The 19,656-nt window shown below is 30.9% G+C and carries 24 protein-coding genes; 12 read left to right on the forward strand and 12 right to left on the reverse strand.

What is annotated here, in order from left to right:
- Positions 1-29: 29 nt before the first annotated feature.
- On the forward strand, positions 30-857 hold the full coding sequence (locus CKCE_RS02350; RefSeq protein ID WP_015238722.1) for a symmetrical bis(5'-nucleosyl)-tetraphosphatase: 828 nt from the start codon (positions 30-32) through the stop codon (positions 855-857).
- Between the two features lie 2 nt (positions 858-859).
- Here CKCE_RS02350 and ruvX read toward each other — a convergent pair whose 3' ends face one another.
- Positions 860-1,261 carry a Holliday junction resolvase RuvX gene (gene ruvX / locus CKCE_RS02355; RefSeq protein WP_015238723.1) on the reverse strand — a complete coding sequence of 134 codons (402 nt, stop codon included), beginning with the start codon at positions 1,259-1,261 and terminating at the stop codon, positions 860-862.
- Between the two features lie 50 nt (positions 1,262-1,311).
- A complete protein-coding gene (locus CKCE_RS02360) occupies positions 1,312-1,476 on the reverse strand; it encodes a rubredoxin (RefSeq protein ID WP_015389172.1) in 165 nt (54 codons plus the stop codon).
- A 134-nt stretch (positions 1,477-1,610) separates the two neighbouring features.
- On the opposite strand from CKCE_RS02360, the gene thiE reads away from it, so the two are divergent.
- Positions 1,611-2,258 carry a thiamine phosphate synthase gene (gene thiE, locus CKCE_RS02365; RefSeq protein WP_015238724.1) on the forward strand — a complete coding sequence of 216 codons (648 nt, stop codon included), beginning with the start codon at positions 1,611-1,613 and terminating at the stop codon, positions 2,256-2,258.
- A gap of 4 nt (positions 2,259-2,262) precedes the next feature.
- A complete protein-coding gene (hemL, locus tag CKCE_RS02370; protein ID WP_015238725.1) occupies positions 2,263-3,552 on the forward strand; it encodes a glutamate-1-semialdehyde 2,1-aminomutase in 1,290 nt (429 codons plus the stop codon).
- Position 3,553: 1 nt separating this feature from the next.
- Here the strand turns inward: hemL and panC are convergent, their stop codons facing one another.
- Positions 3,554-4,411 carry a pantoate--beta-alanine ligase gene (gene panC / locus CKCE_RS02375; protein WP_015238726.1) on the reverse strand — a complete coding sequence of 286 codons (858 nt, stop codon included), beginning with the start codon at positions 4,409-4,411 and terminating at the stop codon, positions 3,554-3,556.
- 48 nt (positions 4,412-4,459) lie between these two features.
- Positions 4,460-4,648, reverse strand: coding sequence for a DUF3460 family protein (locus tag CKCE_RS02380; RefSeq protein WP_015389173.1), 189 nt, complete (start codon positions 4,646-4,648; stop codon positions 4,460-4,462).
- A gap of 471 nt (positions 4,649-5,119) precedes the next feature.
- On the opposite strand from CKCE_RS02380, the gene rplU reads away from it, so the two are divergent.
- From rplU to cgtA, 3 genes are all read left to right on the forward strand, one after another.
- Positions 5,120-5,434 carry a 50S ribosomal protein L21 gene (gene rplU, locus CKCE_RS02385; RefSeq protein ID WP_015238727.1) on the forward strand — a complete coding sequence of 105 codons (315 nt, stop codon included), beginning with the start codon at positions 5,120-5,122 and terminating at the stop codon, positions 5,432-5,434.
- 43 nt (positions 5,435-5,477) lie between these two features.
- Entirely contained in the window at positions 5,478-5,729 is a 252-nt protein-coding gene (gene rpmA / locus CKCE_RS02390; protein WP_015238728.1) for a 50S ribosomal protein L27, read from the forward strand.
- A gap of 103 nt (positions 5,730-5,832) precedes the next feature.
- Positions 5,833-6,861, forward strand: coding sequence for an Obg family GTPase CgtA (gene cgtA, locus CKCE_RS02395; protein WP_015238729.1), 1,029 nt, complete (start codon positions 5,833-5,835; stop codon positions 6,859-6,861).
- Here the strand turns inward: cgtA and CKCE_RS02400 are convergent.
- From CKCE_RS02400 to gpmA, 3 genes are read right to left on the reverse strand one after another with little or no spacing between them, the layout of a single operon-like run.
- A complete protein-coding gene (locus CKCE_RS02400) occupies positions 6,848-7,618 on the reverse strand; it encodes a HesA/MoeB/ThiF family protein (protein WP_015238730.1) in 771 nt (256 codons plus the stop codon). The genes cgtA and CKCE_RS02400 overlap by 14 nt on opposite strands.
- Before the next feature lie 36 nt (positions 7,619-7,654).
- Complete coding sequence (locus tag CKCE_RS02405; RefSeq protein WP_015389176.1) at positions 7,655-9,013, reverse strand: S41 family peptidase; 1,359 nt, start codon at positions 9,011-9,013, stop codon at positions 7,655-7,657.
- A gap of 55 nt (positions 9,014-9,068) precedes the next feature.
- On the reverse strand, positions 9,069-9,812 hold the full coding sequence (gene gpmA / locus CKCE_RS02410; protein WP_015389177.1) for a 2,3-diphosphoglycerate-dependent phosphoglycerate mutase: 744 nt from the start codon (positions 9,810-9,812) through the stop codon (positions 9,069-9,071).
- Between the two features lie 128 nt (positions 9,813-9,940).
- Between gpmA and CKCE_RS02415 the strand changes: the two genes are divergently transcribed.
- From CKCE_RS02415 to CKCE_RS02425, 3 genes are read left to right on the forward strand one after another with little or no spacing between them, the layout of a single operon-like run.
- Complete coding sequence (locus CKCE_RS02415; RefSeq protein WP_015238733.1) at positions 9,941-10,363, forward strand: rhodanese-like domain-containing protein; 423 nt, start codon at positions 9,941-9,943, stop codon at positions 10,361-10,363.
- 53 nt (positions 10,364-10,416) lie between these two features.
- On the forward strand, positions 10,417-10,833 hold the full coding sequence (gene secB, locus CKCE_RS02420; RefSeq protein WP_015238734.1) for a protein-export chaperone SecB: 417 nt from the start codon (positions 10,417-10,419) through the stop codon (positions 10,831-10,833).
- Between the two features lie 19 nt (positions 10,834-10,852).
- Entirely contained in the window at positions 10,853-11,908 is a 1,056-nt protein-coding gene (locus CKCE_RS02425; protein WP_015238735.1) for an NAD(P)H-dependent glycerol-3-phosphate dehydrogenase, read from the forward strand.
- On the opposite strand, the gene CKCE_RS02430 is transcribed toward CKCE_RS02425, so the two are convergent.
- Positions 11,905-12,390, reverse strand: a complete 486-nt coding sequence (locus tag CKCE_RS02430) for a tRNA (cytidine(34)-2'-O)-methyltransferase (protein WP_015238736.1) — start codon at positions 12,388-12,390, stop codon at positions 11,905-11,907. The two genes, CKCE_RS02425 and CKCE_RS02430, sit on opposite strands and share 4 nt — an antisense overlap.
- 98 nt (positions 12,391-12,488) lie before the next feature.
- Between CKCE_RS02430 and CKCE_RS02435 the strand changes: the two genes are divergently transcribed.
- Entirely contained in the window at positions 12,489-13,376 is an 888-nt protein-coding gene (locus tag CKCE_RS02435; protein WP_015238737.1) for a methyltransferase domain-containing protein, read from the forward strand.
- On the opposite strand, the gene CKCE_RS02440 is transcribed toward CKCE_RS02435, so the two are convergent.
- The 4 genes from CKCE_RS02440 to def all read right to left on the reverse strand — a co-directional run bounded on the left by CKCE_RS02440 (position 13,373) and on the right by def (position 17,209).
- The gene (locus CKCE_RS02440) at positions 13,373-14,065 is read right to left on the reverse strand and encodes a response regulator (RefSeq protein WP_015389178.1); all 693 of its coding nucleotides are present in this window, start codon (positions 14,063-14,065) and stop codon (positions 13,373-13,375) included. The two genes, CKCE_RS02435 and CKCE_RS02440, sit on opposite strands and share 4 nt — an antisense overlap.
- 290 nt (positions 14,066-14,355) lie before the next feature.
- Positions 14,356-15,696, reverse strand: coding sequence for a 16S rRNA (cytosine(967)-C(5))-methyltransferase RsmB (rsmB, locus tag CKCE_RS02445; protein WP_015238739.1), 1,341 nt, complete (start codon positions 15,694-15,696; stop codon positions 14,356-14,358).
- Positions 15,697-15,708: 12 nt separating this feature from the next.
- Positions 15,709-16,677: a methionyl-tRNA formyltransferase gene (fmt, locus tag CKCE_RS02450; protein ID WP_015238740.1), complete on the reverse strand. Its 969-nt coding sequence runs from the start codon at positions 16,675-16,677 to the stop codon at positions 15,709-15,711.
- A gap of 25 nt (positions 16,678-16,702) precedes the next feature.
- The gene (gene def / locus CKCE_RS02455; RefSeq protein WP_015389179.1) at positions 16,703-17,209 is read right to left on the reverse strand and encodes a peptide deformylase; all 507 of its coding nucleotides are present in this window, start codon (positions 17,207-17,209) and stop codon (positions 16,703-16,705) included.
- Positions 17,210-17,323: 114 nt separating this feature from the next.
- On the opposite strand from def, the gene CKCE_RS02460 reads away from it, so the two are divergent.
- Both CKCE_RS02460 and ilvA read left to right on the forward strand, forming a co-directional pair.
- Positions 17,324-18,025: a YggS family pyridoxal phosphate-dependent enzyme gene (locus CKCE_RS02460; RefSeq protein ID WP_015238742.1), complete on the forward strand. Its 702-nt coding sequence runs from the start codon at positions 17,324-17,326 to the stop codon at positions 18,023-18,025.
- A 102-nt stretch (positions 18,026-18,127) separates the two neighbouring features.
- Positions 18,128-19,636, forward strand: coding sequence for a threonine ammonia-lyase, biosynthetic (gene ilvA, locus CKCE_RS02465; protein ID WP_015238743.1), 1,509 nt, complete (start codon positions 18,128-18,130; stop codon positions 19,634-19,636).
- Positions 19,637-19,656: the final 20 nt, after the last annotated feature.

Genomic DNA, 19,656 nt, shown 5'->3' on the forward strand with positions numbered 1-19,656 from the left:
AATTTCAAAAATATTCTCAAAGGAACAAAGTGAACGAAGAAAATACTTGGGTTATTGGTGATGTACAAGGATGTTATTGTCATCTAAAAAAATTACTATCTCATGAAGAGATTATAAGTAATCCAAAAGCTCGTTTTTGGTTCGCAGGTGATCTTGTAAATCGAGGGCCAGATTCTTTAGGGGCCATTGAATATATTATGTCTCTTGACGAAAAATCAGTTTGTGTTCTTGGTAATCATGATCTAAATTTACTAGGTGTTTTTGCTGGTTTAAAAGAATATTCTAAATCAGATCATCTGAATGATATTCTACACTCTTCTAACTCAACCAATATTATAAATTGGTTAAGACATAGGCCATTAGCTCATTTTGAACATAATTATTTGATGGTACATGCTGGAGTATTGCCACAATGGGATATCAATAAAGTTATGTCATTAGCGTCTGAAATACAAGAATTATTAAGAAGTGCGAATTGGCAAAAAACTATAAAAAAAATTTTTGGCAATAAAGTAACACAATGGAATGAGGATCTCACCGGAGGAAAAAGAATAAGAGCTATAGTAAATGCACTTACTAGGATTAGATTTTGCAATGCTGATGGCAGCATGAATTTTTCTCAAAAAAAATCTCCAGAAAACAGAGAAACAAAACAACTTATACCATGGTTCAATATGCCAGACAGAGCAACTAAAAATATTAAAATAGTATTTGGACATTGGTCATCTTTGGGACTATTTATAAAAGAAAATATAATGTGTCTAGATAGTGGGTGTGTTTGGGGAAGAAACATGACAGCTATGCGTTTAAAAGATAAGAAAACTATACAAATATCTTGCAAAGATTTATCAAATTAATACTATTGTATAGATAACGCATCAAAATACCTTTGCAAGATTACAGCAGCAGCAATTGCATCATCATGCTTATTATTTCTTAGCAACGACTGTGCCTCAATGCTAGAATAGCTTTCATCTACGAATTCTACAGCAACTTGAAATCTCCCTTTCAATCTGTTAGAAAATCTATAAATAGATGCCGTTATCGTTTGTTCAGACCCATTAAGATCTAAAGATAATCCTACTATTACTCTTTTTATTTCCCAATGATTAATGAGATAACCTAATCTGGCGAAACAATCCTTCTTATTATGATTAGAAACTATTTCTAATGGTCTAGATGTAAAGCTAAAAGTGTTACCTATAGCTACACCAATTTTCTTTTCTCCATAGTCAAATGCCAAAACTATTTCTTTTTCCATAAAAACTAGAGCAAATTAATTTAATTACAAAATATCCAAACCGATCACAATCAAATTTCCATTAATTCAAAATCTTCTTTTCTAGCTCCACATTCTGGACAAACCCAATTTGGAGGAATATCTTCCCATTTTGTTCCAGGAGCTATTCCTTCATCAGGGAAACCACTATTTTCATCATATATCCAACCACAAATCAAACACATCCACGTACGCATATAAACTCCTAGAAAAATGTATAATTTAACAATCTTAGTTTAATAATTTTACATATATTATATATATCTTATATTAATTGAATTATCATTAATATTATAATCAATTTTAAAATTTATTTAATAAATACCATAATATGCAAAAATCAAAATTACCAATTGGGCTATATGGAATAACTCCTGAATGGGATGATACTAAGCAACTCATAAAAGCAGTGATTAGTGCAGCTAAAGGTGGAATGAAAATACTACAATTAAGAAGAAAAAAAACAACATATGAAAAAATAAAGCTGCAAACAAGTGAACTATGTAAAGTATGTCAAGATGTTAATGTTAAATTTATAATAAATGATTTCTGGGAACTGGCTGTAGAATATCAGGCTGATGGATTCCATCTTGGAATTGATGATTTTGATTTAAACAATATTAAAAATAAAATTGATACAGGACTTATAGTAGGAGTCTCTTGTTATAATGATATTAATAGAGCAAAGATGCTAGTGCAAGCCGGGGTAGATTATGTTGCATTTGGAGCTGTGTTTAAATCAAATACCAAACCACTAGCCCGTCATATTTCTTTAAATGAAATTAAAGAAGCTAGAAACAAAATTAATAACAACAAACCTTATTCAATAGTAGCTATAGGGGGAATTAATATTAATAACGCAAAAACAGTTATTGAATCCAATGTAGATAATATCGCCGTTCTTAATGGACTTTTTGACTCTGATAACATTTTTGAAACAGCCCAGGCTCTTTCTTCTCAATTTACAAAAAGAGACTAAGATAATGACAAATAACATAGAAATTTTCAAAAAAGCTTCTAGATTTATCCCAGGAGGAGTAAATTCACCAGTACGTGCTTTTCTATCTGTTGGAGGTACTCCTAAGTTTATAGAAAAAGCATCCGGACCTTATATTTGGGATATAGAAGGCAAAAAATATATTGATTATGTTGGGTCTTGGGGTCCTGCAATCCTTGGACATGCACATCCAGAAGTAATTGAAGCAGTAACTAAAGCGGCAGAATATGGCCTTTCATTCGGAGCTCCAACAAAAGGCGAAGTAATTCTAGCTGAAATGCTAGTATCACGAATACCTTCTATAGATAAAATTCGCTTAGTAAATTCTGGAACAGAAGCAACAATGACAGCTATTCGTTTAGCTAGAGGATATACAGGAAGAACAAAGATAGTAAAATTCGAAGGATGCTATCATGGGCATTCTGACAGCCTGTTAGTAAAAGCTGGATCTGGTCTGTTAACTTTTGGAAATCCTAGCTCTGCAGGGGTGCCTGATAATTTTGTAAAAGATACAATAAGCTTAGAATACAATAATAGCGATATAGTAAAAGAAGTTTTTCAGAAATATGGTCATGAAATAGCTTGCATAATAGTAGAACCCATTGCCGGTAATATGAATATGGTTAAGCCAAAAAAAGGATTTCTAGAAGATCTGAGAACCATAACTGAACAACATAAATCGCTGTTAATATTTGATGAAGTAATGACAGGTTTTAGAGTAGGTCCCACTGGAGTACAAGGAATGCTAAATATACTACCAGACATTACAACTTTTGCAAAAATAATAGGTGGAGGAATGCCGATTGGTGCAATAGGAGGCACAAATAAAATCATGAGCAATCTTGCACCAGAAGGAAAAGTTTATCAAGCAGGCACTTTATCAGGAAATCCTGTAGCTGTTGCTGCTGGTATTAAAACATTAGAAATAATAGAAAGATCTGGCTTTTATGAAAGACTATCTATTCAAACAGAAAAACTATCTAGTGGTTTACAGTCAATTGGCAGAAAAAATGGATTCAAAATATCATCAGATTATATTGGAGGTATGTTTGGCCTTTATTTCTGTGAAAAAATACCTACTTCATTTGAAGAAACAAAAAACTTCAACAGCGATCTCTTTAAAAAATTCTTTAATAGCATGTTAGATAAAGGAGTATATTTATCACCATCTGCATTTGAAGCTGGGTTTGTATCTTCTTCTCATACAGATGATGTTATTGATGAAACTCTACATATCGCAGATAAATCATTCAAAGAGATCTCGCAGTTCATATAAATTAAATTTCTATATTATCTATCAATCTGGTGTTGCCTAGAGTGGCAGCACCCAAAACTACTAAAGGTTCTTTTCCGTCAAGATCACCCATATTTAAAACAGACAAATCAGATCTTCTACGAATACTAATATAGTCAGTCTGCCAACCTCGAGCATTTAATTCAGCAGAAGCTTTATTCTCTAACTCTATCAATTGATCTAATTTTAGATCAGGATATAAACCAATATGTTTCTTTATACCTAATAATGTATTATATAAGTAAGGAGCTTCAATCCTCTCTAATTGACTTAAATAAACATTTCGCGAGGAAAATGCTAAGCCATCACTACAACGAACAGTATCTTGACCTATAACTTTTATAGGTAATCTAAATTGGCGGCACATATTTTCAACAATAACAAACTGTTGAAAATCTTTTTTACCTAAAATAACTATATCTGGATTTATATTTGAAAAAAATTTTAAAAGAACAGTACATACTCCAGAAAAAAAGTTTGGTCTAAATTTACCTTCTAAATCATTAGCAATAGTATTCGCCGGATGAATATAAAAACTCTGTTCAAATGGGTAAACTTCATTCTCTTGTGGGATAAACAATAAATCAACTAAATTAGTTTTAGACAATAAATTTACATCATTATCAATTACTCTTGGGTATTTTTCAAAATCCTCTTTTGGACCAAACTGCAAACGATTCACAAAAATACTAGCAATGACATACTTACTATTATTCTTTGCCTTATCAATTAATGTTAAATGACCATCATGAAGACTACCCATTGTTGGAACAAAAGATATCAATGAATTAATTTTTTTTAAATGCGTACGCATTTCTTCAAAGGAATTTACAATTATCATATTTTTAATATTAGAGATAAAAATTTATAGAAATATATGTATTAGAAATCAGTCTACTTGATATACATATGGTTTTTGAGGAACTCTTGCATAATCAAAGTCCTTCTTTAATTTCTTATCTATGACTTTATCCCATAAAATTGCACGCCCAGCATATTGCTTTAATGCTATATCTGGATTTGATTGTTTAAAATTACGCAAAAAAATAGTAATTTCTGATTCATATTGATTTGACATTCCTTAGTATCTCCATAAACATATACTGAGTTAAAAAGCTTGATAAATAAACTCTATATGCAAAAAATAGCAGGCGCTACTATCTCTGTATATAAGCTAAAACCACACTCTCAAAAGATTGAAATATTATAAAACTTATAATATATTATTTGTTATAAATATATACAAAAACAAAATGTGTAAGAATTATTTTATCTAACTATCATATAAAAAATCTAATAACTGTTTCTGCGATTCCAGGATATAAAAAACAAGGCCATCAAAAATAATTTCAATATATTTTAGTCAACTTATTACAATGCTTGATGACTATTGTTTTGACTTTTATTTAATCTAAGAATAAAATACAACATTTACAGAACGAAGTGTTATCTGTAAACACAAGAATCTATTAATAATAAAATCAAACCAAAGATTTTTAGTAAAACACTTATTTATATAAGCATTCTGAATAACAAATAAGGGAATTCCATGTACGCGGTCATAAAAACTGGTGGAAAACAATATCGTATAACCACTGGCCAAAAAATCAAAATAGAACAGATACCTGCAGACATTGGGCAAGAGATTGTAATTGATCAAGTTCTGTTGTTAGAATCTGATGAAAAAGTAACTATTGGCACTCCTACAGTATTAGGAGCAACAGTAAAAGCTACAATCCTTGCTCAAGGCAAACATGATAAAATAAAAATATTTAAAATTAGGCGTCGCAAACACTACCAAAAACACCAAGGTCATAGGCAAAAATATTCTGAAATTATTATAAAGGAAATTTGTACAAATTAGTTTTTAAAAAATCAAATTAAAATATAACTTTAGGATATTAAAAATGGCACATAAGAAAGGCGGAGGCTCTACTCGCAATGGGCGTGACTCAGAATCAAAAAGATTAGGAGTTAAAATGTTTGGCGGACAACAAATTACAGCTGGCTCAATCATTGTGCGCCAAAGAGGAACAAAATTTCATCCAGGAATTAATGTGGGAGTAGGTAAAGACCACACATTATTCGCTTTAAAAAACGGAGTAATACAATTTAAAGTAAAAGGTCTACTAAAAAAACAAACTGTTTCAGTTCTATAAGAAAACCTTTTCTTTTCTCTGCAATAAAATCGCCTAATTATAATAGTTAATATATTAGGCGATTTTTTTATAAAAACTGTTCTTAAATAACGATAATATAAATATGAAATTTGTAGATGAGGTAACCATTGAAGTTATCGCTGGAAATGGCGGTAATGGAGTAGCTAGTTTTAGAAGAGAAAAATTTATTCCTAAAGGAGGACCTAACGGAGGAGATGGAGGGAGAGGAGGAAGCGTACATGCAATAGCAGATGATAATATAAATACTCTAGTAGATTTCCGTTACACTAGAATATTTAAGGCAAAAAATGGTGAAAATGGAAAAGGCTCAGATAAATATGGAGCTGCAGCTGAAGATATTTTCCTCAAAGTTCCAGTTGGAACATTAATAAAGAATGCTAATACTAACGAATTATTAGCAGATCTTAATAAAAATGGAGATATCGTTACTTTAGCAAAAGGTGGCCGAGGAGGATTAGGCAATTTACACTTTAAATCAAGTGTGAATCGAGCCCCTCGTCAGTTTACACTTGGTGAAAATGGCGAAAGTTATAAAATTCAATTAGAATTAAGAATTCTAGCTGATGTTGGCTTATTAGGATTGCCTAATAGTGGCAAATCTACATTAATATCAAAAATATCAAATGCACGACCAAAAGTTGCAGACTACCCTTTTACTACTTTATACCCAAATTTAGGAGTGGTTCGTGTGTCAGAATCTAATAGCTTCACTGTGGCTGATATCCCAGGTCTTATACCAGGAGCATCAACAGGAGCAGGTCTTGGTCACTTATTTTTACGTCATCTAACTAGATCCCTACTATTAATACATATTGTAGATATTTCATCAATAAACTATGAAAAAAATCTTAGCAAAATTGAGAAAGATTTTAAAGATATTCTTTTAGAATTATCCTCTTACAGTGACGATTTAGCACAGAAACAAAGATGGCTAGTGCTGAATAAAAGTGACCTAGTCCCAGATCAAGACATTCATGAGCTGGAATTTAATATTCAGAAAAAGCTCAAGTGGGATGGCCCAATATTTACAATATCTGCCATCACTAAAAATGGCTTAGAAAAACTAATATACGCAATTCACAAATATTTGCTTACAATCAAAAAAAATTAGATCTACATACTAAGCAATTATTATCTTTATCAAATTTAGATGTTTTGAAAGTCATATCAAGAATATTTAAACGAAGAAGTTTTCCTATTAGACTATCGTCATCGCTACCTATTCCTGCTAATATTTTCATTGCCTCAGAAGCTTGTATACTACCAACTATGCCAACTAAAGGAGCAAAGACTCCTGTGGTAGAACAATTCTCATTTTCCAGTAAATCTACACTTTCAGATGGAAAAAGACAATTGTAACAAGGATTGTTTTGGTCCCTTAAATCATACACACTTACTTGGCCACTAAAACGTATGGCCGCGCCTGAAACAAGTATTTTCTTAAATTTGAAACACATTCTATTTAATAAATACCTAGTTTCAAAGTTATCAGAACAATCCAATACTATATCTATTGGATCTAAAATATTATTTAATAATTCTTCATTAACTCTACAATGGAAAGTGGTAACATTAACTTCAGGGTTAAGATCTAAAATAGTCTTTCTTGCAGAATCAACCTTTAACTGTCCAACTCTTTTAGAATTATGTAGAATTTGCCTTTGTAGATTGCTAATATCAACTACGTCATCATCTATTAAAGTCATGTTTCCAATACCAGAAGAAGCTAGGTAAATAACTGCTGATGAACCTAAACCACCTAGACCAACTACTAGAATATTAGAGTTCATGATTTTTTTCTGTTGTTTAACACCATAATTTTCCAGTAAAATATGGCGGGCATATCTCATCAACTGTTTATCATTCATTTAGTTACACTCTTAAAATTATTCATAGATATTCTTCTAGTCCTTTTTCCGACTATCCTCATTATCTGATAAAAGGTCGAAGAAAATATGTATTGCTTGTTTCAATTGAAAATCATTATCATCACCAAAATTAAAATCTTTTCTAACATGAAACTGATTAATTTGTGATTCTCGCATATCTATTTCAGGCAATAGATTATCATTAATGTTACTTAAATGTCCTTTTAAATCTACTTCTCTTCTTTTAAAAGACAACGCACTACTAGAATCATCTATTATGATATAATCTGGATGTATACCTTCTGCCTGTATGGATTTACCTAAAGGGGTAAAATATCTTGATATCGTTAACTTTAGTCCTGTAAAATTATCCAGTGGCAAAACTGCTTGAACAGAACCTTTACCAAAAGTTATGTCACCAAAAATCTTTGCCCTATCATAATCTTGTATAGCTCCCGCGACTATTTCTGAAGCAGACGCAGATCCAGAATTTACTAACACCAACATTGGAATATTTCTAAGTGAAGATCTAATGTTAGTAAAAGAACTATAGCAACACTCATTACAAGAGAAATAATCAATATTTGATTCTACTGTTCTTCCTCTTGTTGATACGATCAAAGCCTCAGAATCCAAGAAAACACCTGCTACTTCTATAGCACTACTTAGAAGACCTCCAGGATTATCTCGCAAATCTAAAATCAAAGCTCTAATTTCTTTCTGATTATTCATTTGTTTAAAATGCTCAATCATTTCTAGCATAGTTTTTTCCTGGAAATGCATGATACGCATATATAACACATCGCCATTAATCATTTTACTTCTGACACTATCTATTTTAACAACTTCACGAACAATATTAAATACTAATATTGTATCTGGCTTCTGCCTCAATATGCTTAACACAACTGATGATCCTGGTTCCCCTCTCATCATTTTCACTGCTTCATGTAGAGTCATTCTTTGAGTTAGCACATGATCAATTTTTATTATCTGATCTCCTTGAATTATTCCTGCCAAATCAGCAGGAGATCCTTCAATAACAGATATGACATTTATAAGACCATCAATAAAACTAACCTCAATACCAAGCCCCCCAAATTTACCATTAGTAACAGACTGGATTTCTTTGTAATCATCCATATTTAAATAAGAAGAATGTGGGTCTAGATTTGAAGCCATGCCAGATATAGCATTATCTATCATCACTTTATCATCAATATTTTCAACATAGTTATTCTTAATAATAGCAAAAACATTACTAAAATATCTAAGCTCATCTAATGGCAAAACAGAGTAACTTTTTTGAGGTAAGCTACCTGACCTGGCATTAAAAAATAGAATTGTAAAGCAACAACATAATACTAAAAAAATAAATAATCTTTTAATTTTCATTCATTATTCACTGACAAAATCTTATACAATTTCATGATCAATGCTATACGTTAATCTACGCTTTGCCTTGGTTTTTCACAGAATCTAAAGATTTCTCTATGTCCTCTGGATTACCCAGATAGTAATTTCTGATTACTTTTAAATTTTCATCTAATTCATATACTAGAGGTTGCCCTGTTGGAATATTTAAATTCATTATATCTCCATCAGGTATATTATCTATATGTTTTATCAAAGCTCTTAAACTATTACCATGAGCAACTACAAGAACATTTCTCCCAGCACGTATAGCTGAAGATATGGACTCATTCCAAAAAGGAACTACTCGATTTACGGTGTCTTTTAAACATTCAGCTGAAGGTAGATATTTTTCTGGAATTTTGCTATACCTAGAATCAAATCTAGGATGGCGACTATCTTCCAAAGATAAAGGTTCAGGAGCAATATCATATGAACGTCTCCATATCAATACTTGTTCTTCTCCATATTTCTTAGCAGTATCTGACTTATTTAAACCTTGTAATTGTCCGTAGTGCCTTTCATTAAGACGCCAACTTAGACCTATAGGAGTATGCATAATATTCATACTATCTAAAGCTACCCATAAAGTCCTTATCGCTCTTTTTAACATAGAAGCATAAGCTAAATCAAAATTATAACCAGCCTCCTTCATAAGGAGACCAGCTTTGTTAGCCTGCTGACGTCCTTTTATTGTTAAATCAACATCAGACCAACCAGTAAATCGATTTTCTGCATTCCATTCGCTCTCTCCATGGCGCATTAAGACCAACTTATACATAAATCACTCCAAAATACAATATTCATGAACAATAAAATCATTTTATAATGAAATACTATTAATATAAATTTAAAATAAAATGAAACATTAAGTATAATTATCAATTAAACCTATTTAAAGGATATTAAGTGAATTTCATAAATTTTGTTACCCAAACAAAAAATATATTTTTTTTTGCATCTGCTCTATTAACAGGTATCTATCTAATAATAGGCGATAAGAAAAATATTTTTGCAATTGATGTACTAGAAACAATAAATCTAATTAATAACAAACATGCTATCATCTTAGATCTAAGAATATATTCTAATTTCGAAAAATATCATATAGCTCAATCCACAAATGTTCAGTTAGATACTTTGGACTCATATTTAAAAAAAATTTCTCCAGATAAGAATATTATATTTATACATGAAGATAATAGCTTAATAGAAAAACTAATAATAAACTTGAGAAAAAAAGGTTTTATAAATACATTTTATTTGTCGAACGGTATGGATACATGGATTAACAATGACTTGCCTGTGATTAAAGGCACTAACAAAATATAACACTTTATCTCTAACTAAAAATATTAAACATTATATAAATAGAAAAATACAAAATGAACCAAAAAGCAAAATTTAGTTTACAACGAATATATCTAAAAGATTTATCCATAGAAATGCCGAATGCACCAAAAATATTTATAGATCTAGATAAATATAAAATAGATGTTAATGTTCAAGTAAATACAATTAAATTATCTGACAATATCTTTGAATCCAGCATAACAGCAATAGTTAAATCAACAGTGCATGAAAAGATTATTTATATAATAGAAGCAACACAGGCTGGAATCTTTGAATTTGAAAACATCAGTCAGAAAAATATAGATGAATTATTAAGCACAAACTGTTATACAATAATATATCCATATCTAAGAGCAAATGTTTCTGATTTTATATCAAGAACATCACTGCCTCCAATTAATTTGGAAGAACTAGATTTCAATTATTTGTATCAAAACAGTACTAACTAGATAATATAGTTCTATAAAAATGGATATTGATATTAAGAATAAAAAAAAATCTCTAAATATACTTGTTCTTGGCTCTGGTAGCTGGGGAACATCACTTGCTCTAGCAGCTAATAAAAACTATAGCACCTGCCTATGGTCAAGAGATAGTAACCAAGTACAAAGTATGTATAAAAATAAAGAAAATTCTAAATATTTACCTGGAATAAGGTTGCCTAAAAACCTTAAAATTACAGATGATATAGATAATTCTTTATTCGCATTAAGCAACAAAGAAAATAAATCTTTGATTATAGTAAGTGTACCTATATCTGGAATCAAAAATATTTGTTCTATTTTACGAGAAAAAATAACTAAGCTTGACCTCCTAGACACTCCAATTATTTGGACATCTAAAGGATTTGAAAATCATAGCGGTAATTTATTGCATGAAACTGTAGAACAAAATTTGAATATAACAAATTTGAAGTATGGGATTCTTTCTGGTCCATCTTTCGCAAAAGAAGTAGCGCTAGAACTCCCAACTGCTCTAACTATTGCTAGCAAAAATACTGAGGTTTGCGAATTAGTTATACAAACTCTACATAGTGAATCATTACGTGTTTATAGTAGTCACGATATTATTGGTGTCGAAGTAGGTGGAGCTTTAAAAAATGTTATTGCAATAGCATGTGGCATTTCAGATGGACTTAAACTTGGTTCTAATGCCAGAGCGGCACTTATCACAAGAGGATTACATGAAATAAAACGTTTTGGAATTGCATTGGGTGCGCAAGAAACTACCTTTTTAGGATTATCATGTTTGGGAGACTTAGTTCTAACATCTACAGGTAACTTATCAAGGAATAGAAATATAGGCATACAAATTGGACAAGGTTTTCCAATTAATGAGGTAATAAATTCCAATATTACAACCGAAGGTGTAAGATGCGCCCTTGCTATCAAAGATAGAGCAAGAAAATTAAATATAGAACTACCAATTATAGAAACTGTTTGTTCAATACTTTTCGAACAGCTAGACCCAAAACAAGCAGTATCCATATTACTACAAAGAAAATCAAAATATGAAAATCTTTAAATTTGTTTATTAATACAAGATCCATCGTAATCATTCTGACGCCATGCTTCATATACAGTTACAGCCACAGCATTTGATAAATTTAGACTTCGCTGTGTCTTAAGCATAGGAATTTTTAAAAGCTGCTTATCTTTTAAAAAGTGAATATCTTGTTTGGAAAGTCCTGCTGTTTCTCTACCAAATATAAAAACATCACCCGGGCAAAATTTAACATCTGAAAACCTGTTTTCTGATTTCGTAGTAAAAGCAAAGCACCTATCAACACTAATACCAATAAAGTCTAATGCATTATCCAAACTTTCATGCAATCGAACTGGCTGCCATTCATGGTAATCTAAACCAGCTCTTTTTAATTTTGCATTATCCATATCAAAAGAAATAGGCTTAACCAAATGCAGAAATGATCCAGTATTAGCACACAACCTAATAATATTACCAGTATTAGAAGGTATCTCTGGGGAAACTAATATTATATTAAACATAGCTATAAAATTAATAATGTATTATACAAGTAATCATTATATAAAAAACTTGATAAATAATCCTTATTTTCTAGAAAAATCATTTAACAACTAATCATATGAAAAAAATATTGCATAAAAACATAAATACTAATCATGTTATTAGACAATTTACAAAACGAAAAAATCTAGCAAAAGCACAATTTCTATATAATGAAATAGCTAATAGGATGATTGATAATTTAAAATTTATCAAAATAAAACCAGAAACTATACTAGATGTTGGGTGTGGATCTGGTGAAAACATTAATCTATTGAGGTCTTTATATAAAAAAAGTAATTATATAGGTTTGGATCATTGCTCTGCTCTACTAAATGAATCAATCAAGCAGTTTAAAACATTAAAATTTTTTATTAAACAATTATTAACAAGAGAAAATATTCCTTCTTTTATTCAATCTGATATGTCTTCAACGGCTTTCGATGCAAATTCATTTGATCTTATATGGTCTAATCTTTCTATACATTGGCATCCAATGGTTTATCATGTATTCAAAGAATGGTCTAGAATAATAAGACCTAATGGCCTAATAATGTTTTCTTGTTTTGGACCTAACACTTTAAAAGAAGTTAAATTAGCTCTAAACATGGCAAAATTAAATACCAAAATGATTGATTTTATTGACATGCATGATTTTGGCGATATGTTATTAGATATTGGTTTCGAAAATCCAGTCATGAGTCAGGAAACAATAAATCTAACTTATCAAACTCCACAAAATTTGATAAGAGATATTTATAATCTTGGAGGTAATCCTTCAATAGGTCGTAAATCTAGTCTTACTAGTAAAAAATGGATGAACAACTTGTATGAACAAATAGAGCAACAACGAGATCAATCAAATTCAATTAATCTCACAATTGAAATAATATATGGACAAGCATGGAAAAAAATAAATAACTATAACGAAAATATAAAAACTATTCCAATCAAAAAAATATTTTAGGTTTTATCTACATTTCTTTTACGAGAAGTTGTGGTGATACCTAATTGCTTCAGCTTCCTATATAAATGCGTACGTTCCAGACCTGTTCTTTCAGATACCCTAGTCATACTATAACCATCTTTCATTAAATGATATTCAAAATACACCCGTTCAAATGCATCTCGAGCATCTCTTAACGGCAAGTCTAATGATACACTACCTAGTTTACAACCGGCGTTATATTCCACAGGAACTAGACACGACTCTACCCAAGAAGAGTTATTTTTACTAGGGCTAGAATCTTTAACTATATTCCTAGTTGTTTTTACATCTGGCAATATTGTTCTGTTACGTAATAAACCAGCGGAAACTGTTTTTAACAAACGTTGTGGAGAAATTGGCTTTTCTAAAAAATCTGTTGCCCCAATGCGAGTAGCTTCTACAGCAATATCGATACCTGCATGCCCACTCATCATAATCACTGGCATATCCAATAAACCCTGTGATATCCATTCCTTTAAAAGGCTGACACCATCGGTGTCTGGCATCCATATATCTAATAACACCAGGTCTGGCCTTGAACGTAAACGAGCTTCTCTAGCTTGAGCTGCATTCTCTGCCTGTTCAACAGCATGACCTTCATCATATAAAACTTCCGACAATAACTCTCGGATTCCAATCTCATCATCAACCACCAGAATTCTGGCCATATACTTTCCACCTATGCCAATCTATCATTAACCCTTAAATATAACATATTGAACTAATCATTCACAGATCTTAATGATCAAATTGGTCAATAATCATAATATGCATGATCTAATTATTCATAAATCTTATCTATAAGATTCACAAAGATAGAGTTAATGACAAATAATCATTATAATTCCATAAATAATAACAAAATACATTGCAAATAATTTTATAAAAAATTATATCTAGCATTATAAATATACACAACATTGCTTTTTTAATTTTTATGTCTAATCAAAATATAATATTAAATTTTAGCCTTGGTCAATAAAGCAAAGAAAAAACCATCATGGCCAACTGTTAAAACATTACTTATAGTAGGTAAAATTTGACCTGGAGAATCTAAAAGCAAAGCATCGTTATGTTTTTCCAAGAACAACAAAATTTGATAAATACATTCCTCTGGAAATATAGAACATGTACTATATAAGAAGCGTCCTCCTGGAACTAATGTTTTCCAAAGGGAGTCCATTATGCCACTTTGAATCAATCTAACAGTTTCTATATCATCATTCTTCTTTATCCATCTTATGTCAGGATGTTTTCGAACAATTCCTGAAGATGTACAAGGTACATCTGCAAGAATAATATCAAATAATTTTCCATCCCACCATTGACCTATTTGCTTAGCATCTCCTTCTATAATCTTGATGTTTTTAGAATACAAATTTAAACGATCCAAGTTTTCCTGCAAACGTCCTAACCTAGATTTATTAGAATCTAAAGCCATTAGGTCAATTTCAGCTAATTCTAGCAAGTGAGATGTTTTACCACCTGGTGCAGCGCAAGCATCCAAGACTTTCATTCCATCCTTAACACACAATAAAGGAGCAGCTAATTGCGCTCCAGGATCTTGCACTGACCACATGCCTTGTTGAAATCCTGGTAAATCTTTAATAGAATAAGATCTACCAAGTACAATACCACTAGAGCTAAACGCTTTGGCCTCAACACCATTGTCATTAAAAAGATTTAGTACATTATCTCTATTACTATTCTTGATATTAACTCGTAATGTCAATGGAGCCTGTATATCAGCACAAGATAATATTTCCGTCCATCGAGTTGGATAGTTAGTTTTTATTTTTTCTATCCACCATTCCTGGTAGTTCCAAGTAGCCTTAGAAGACTTTTTTGCTAGCATTGATATTCCTGAAGCATCTCTTAAAAATGATCGCAAACTAGCATTTAATAAACCTTTATATGGTCTAAGGAAGGAAATAGAATTAGCTACTTTAACACTTTCATTTACTATAGTGAAGTCCGTATAAACTGGAACTTGCAAATCTAAGTTTTTGCTACAAGTTGACGAGAATTTTAATAAAGTTAATGACAGCAAAAACAAAGATCGAAAAAGACTATTTGGATAAGATTTGACTAAATGGTTGCCAACAAAGTCAGCCCAACCTAAATGTCTAAGAGCATGAAAAGTTAAAGACTGTACTGACGGCCTAATAGCATGGTCCAGACTATCTAAAAAGAAGTTAATTGAACGACCATTTAACACCTCATCTAAAGCACAAGAAGATATATACATCTGAGAAGATAACGTATCTCTTTTAAAATGAAATTTATATATAGGTTCCATATATGTAATCAATTATTTTGAATATTCGAAATCTATAACTTTCATACCTAATAATAATCTATCCTTATGACCCCTAATAAAATCGGATGCACTACATTTATTACAACCTGATTTCTGAACTTCTTTTAAACGCAAAATACCTTTCCCTGTCGATATATCTATACCTTGATTAACACTAATGTCTGTAATTACTCCTGACGGCCCTTCGAAACTAGAATTAATAGCTAAGGCTTGCCATACTTTTATTGGTTTATCAAAAGATGGCAATCTAATTATAACTCCTGGAAATGGATTAAAAGCTCTTATCTTTCTTTCCAAAGACAAAGCATCATTTGAGAAGTTTAATATTGATTCTGATTTTTCGATCTTTTTAGCATAAGAAACTCCATCTTCTGATTGGGGATTAACAGGCAATTCATTAATATTTTTAATAACATGAACAAGAGAATTAACACCTTCAGAAGCCAATCTTGCCTCAAGATCTTTAGAACAGAAATCATCCGAAATAGGAACTATAGACTGTAATAATATACAACCTGTGTCTAAACCAGAATCCATTTTTATAATTGTGATGCCACTATATTTATCTCCATATTCAATAGCTCTTTGTATAGGAGCAGCACCTCTCCATCTAGGTAATAAACTAGCATGAACATTAATACATCCTAATTTAGGTAATTTCAGGAGCCAAGAAGGCAAAATCAAACCATATGCCACTACAATAACAATATCTGGAACTTCTTTGGTTAAAAAATCTCTAATATCATCAGACAAACATTCCTGATTTAAATTAGAAGGTTGAAAAACCTTTAAACCAGCTTCTAAAGCAAGTTTTTTTACCGGGCTACTTGACAAATGCATCCCTCTACCAGATGGTCGATCTGGTTGTGTAAAAACTGAAGTAATGTCATAACCTAATGACAGCAGATGTGCCAAATGAAATCTAGCAAAATCTGAAGTACCAGCGAAAATTATACGCATATTTACTAAACTATTTTAAGAGGTTTTATTTTTTTAATTTATTAAGTTTTTTTATTCTACTAGAAATACGATCTCTTTTAAGAGAAGATAAATAATCTATAAAAATTCTACCATTTAAATGATCTATTTCATGTTGTATACATCTTGACAATAAACCATAAGCATCAATCGTTTTTGCAACACCATATTGGTCATACGCTTTACAAGTTATACTACAAAACCTTTGGACTTTTTCATAAGTATCAAAAACAGACAAACACCCTTCTTCTGATAGTTCTTTTGTATCACTAAAAGTAACTATTTCTGGATTAATCAATACCATCAAATTATTACGCTCTTCTGAAATATCTATAACAATAATTCTTTTATGAATATCAACTTGTGTTGCAGCCAAACCTATGCCATTAGAATGGTACATAGTATATGCCATATCTTCAACAATTTTAGCTATTTGCTCATTAAAACATGTAATCTGATCTGCCACTATACGTAAGCGCTCATCTGGGTATTTAAGAATAGGAAGTAATATCATTGATTTAAAAATTAATAATTAAAACACTGTCTTCTGATATTATAATCAGTAAAATCTGCTTACTAGTCAATAATAGGCGATTATTTTTTATTTTGTTACTTTTTTCTACATACTATGAATAACGACAAATTCCTACAAGAAAGATTAGAGTCAATTAATGAGAGAATAACAAAAACATGTCAAAGAATTGGATACGGTAAACAAATTTCTATTTTACCAGTTAGTAAGACTTTTAATTCCGAAGTTATCGCAGAAACTCTAAAAATTCTCAAAATGAAAAGATTTGGAGAAAATAGAGCCCAAGAAATAAAAACTAAATACTATGACCTATTAGAACATAATATTGAATGGGTCATGATAGGTAATCTACAACTTAATAAAGTAAATTCAATAATAAATTGTATAGGAGAAATACAATCTTTGGATAGACTTGAATTAGCAAAATCCATTGATCATCAGCTTCAAAAAAACAACAGAACAATAAAAGCATTGGTCCAAATTAAAACGTCCCCAGAACCCAGCAAACATGGTATATACCCAGATGATTTATTAACATTCCTTCAAAAGGTATCTGATAATTTTCCAAGAATAAAAATCTCAGGTCTCATGACAGTTGCTGAATTAACTGAAGACAAAGATAAGATCAGATCATGTTTTCGAACAATTAGAAAATTAAGAGATAAGGTTTCGAAGCATAATATAGAATCAGTAAACATGGACAATCTTTCTATGGGCATGAGTAAAGATTTTGAAATAGCCATTGAAGAAGGGTCTACAGAGATAAGATTAGGATCTATTCTTTTCGGACATAGATAAATATAAAATATAATAATTTAATATTTTGTTAAAATGAAATAAATTGTTATTGTATTATCTTGGATAAGTATTTTTAATTTTAACTTTTTATATTCTACAAATATGTCTACAGATTATTTAAAACGCATACTAACAGCAAAAGTGTATGATGTTGCTCGCGAAACACCATTAGAGGCTATGCCTTTACTTAGCAATCGTATTTCAAATAATATTTTCATAAAACGTGAAGATACCCAACCAGTGTTTAGCTTTAAACTGAGAGGGGCTTATAATAAAATGGCTAATTTATCTCCTGAAGCCATTAAGCGTGGAGTTATAGCAGCATCAGCTGGAAACCATGCACAAGGAGTTGCTTTATCTGCAAAAAAAATGGGATGTCGTGCTGTTATAGTAATGCCAACAACTAGCCCTCAATTGAAAATAGATGCGGTAAAAAGATTAGGAGGAGAAGTTGTTCTTGTAGGAGAAAGCTATACAGACTCCTATAACCATGCTGTCTTATTAGAAAAAGAAGAAAAATTAACATTTGTACATCCATTTGATGATCCAGATGTAATTGCTGGCCAAGGAACTATTGGGATGGAAATCCTAAATCAACATACTAAGCCTATAGAAGCTATATTCTTAGCTGTAGGTGGTGGTGGCTTGATTTCTGGAGTTGCTGCTTATGTTAAACAATTACGTCCTGAAATAAAAATAATAGGAGTACAGACAGAAGATTCAAACGCTATGTATCAAAGTGTTAAAGCTGGTCAAAGAATTGAATTAAAAGATGTTGGTCTGTTCTCTGATGGAACAGCAGTAAAACTAGTTGGAAAAGAAACTTTTAGATTAGTACAAAAATATGTTGACGATTTTATTATAGTTAATACAGATTCTATATGTGCTGCTATAAAAGATGTATTCCAAGAAACACGTACAGTACTAGAACCGGCTGGAGCAATGGCAATTGCTGCTGCAAAGAAATATGCATCCGAAAAGAAAATATCAGGTAAAAACTTAATAGCTATATCTTGTGGTGCAAACATTAATTTTGATAGGTTGAGATTTGTTGCAGAAAGAGCAGATGTAGGAGAAATGAAAGAAGCAGTTTTTGCTGTCACAATACCAGAAAAAAGAGGAAGCTTTAAAAAATTCTGTGAACTATTAGGCAAAAAAAATATTACAGAATTCAATTATAGAATATCAGATGAAACAAATGCCCATATTTTTGTCGGAATAGGAATATCTTCTCTAGAAGAAAAAAATGAACTAGAAAATACTTTTAAAAATAATGGTTTTAAAGTAATGGACCTAAGTTCAGACGAATTAGCCAAAGCACACCTAAGATATATGGTAGGAGGCCGTTCTAATTTAAGTAGCAATGAACTTTTATATAGATTTGAATTTCCTGAACGCCCAGGAGCTCTTATAAACTTTCTTAATACCACAAATCCTGAATGGAATATCAGTTTATTTCATTATAGAAATCATGGTGCAGATTATGGAAGAATCCTTGTAGGGATTCAAGTTCCAGATTCTGATAAAGAAATATTTGAGAACTTTCTAAAGAAGTTATCTTACCCTTACTGGGATGAGAATAATAATCCTGCATACAAGATTTTTTTATAAAAAATTGTTTGATTGAGTCT

The sequence above is a fragment of the Candidatus Kinetoplastibacterium crithidii (ex Angomonas deanei ATCC 30255) genome (assembly GCF_000319225.1).
GTDB lineage: Bacteria > Pseudomonadota > Gammaproteobacteria > Burkholderiales > Burkholderiaceae_B > Kinetoplastidibacterium > Kinetoplastidibacterium crithidii_B.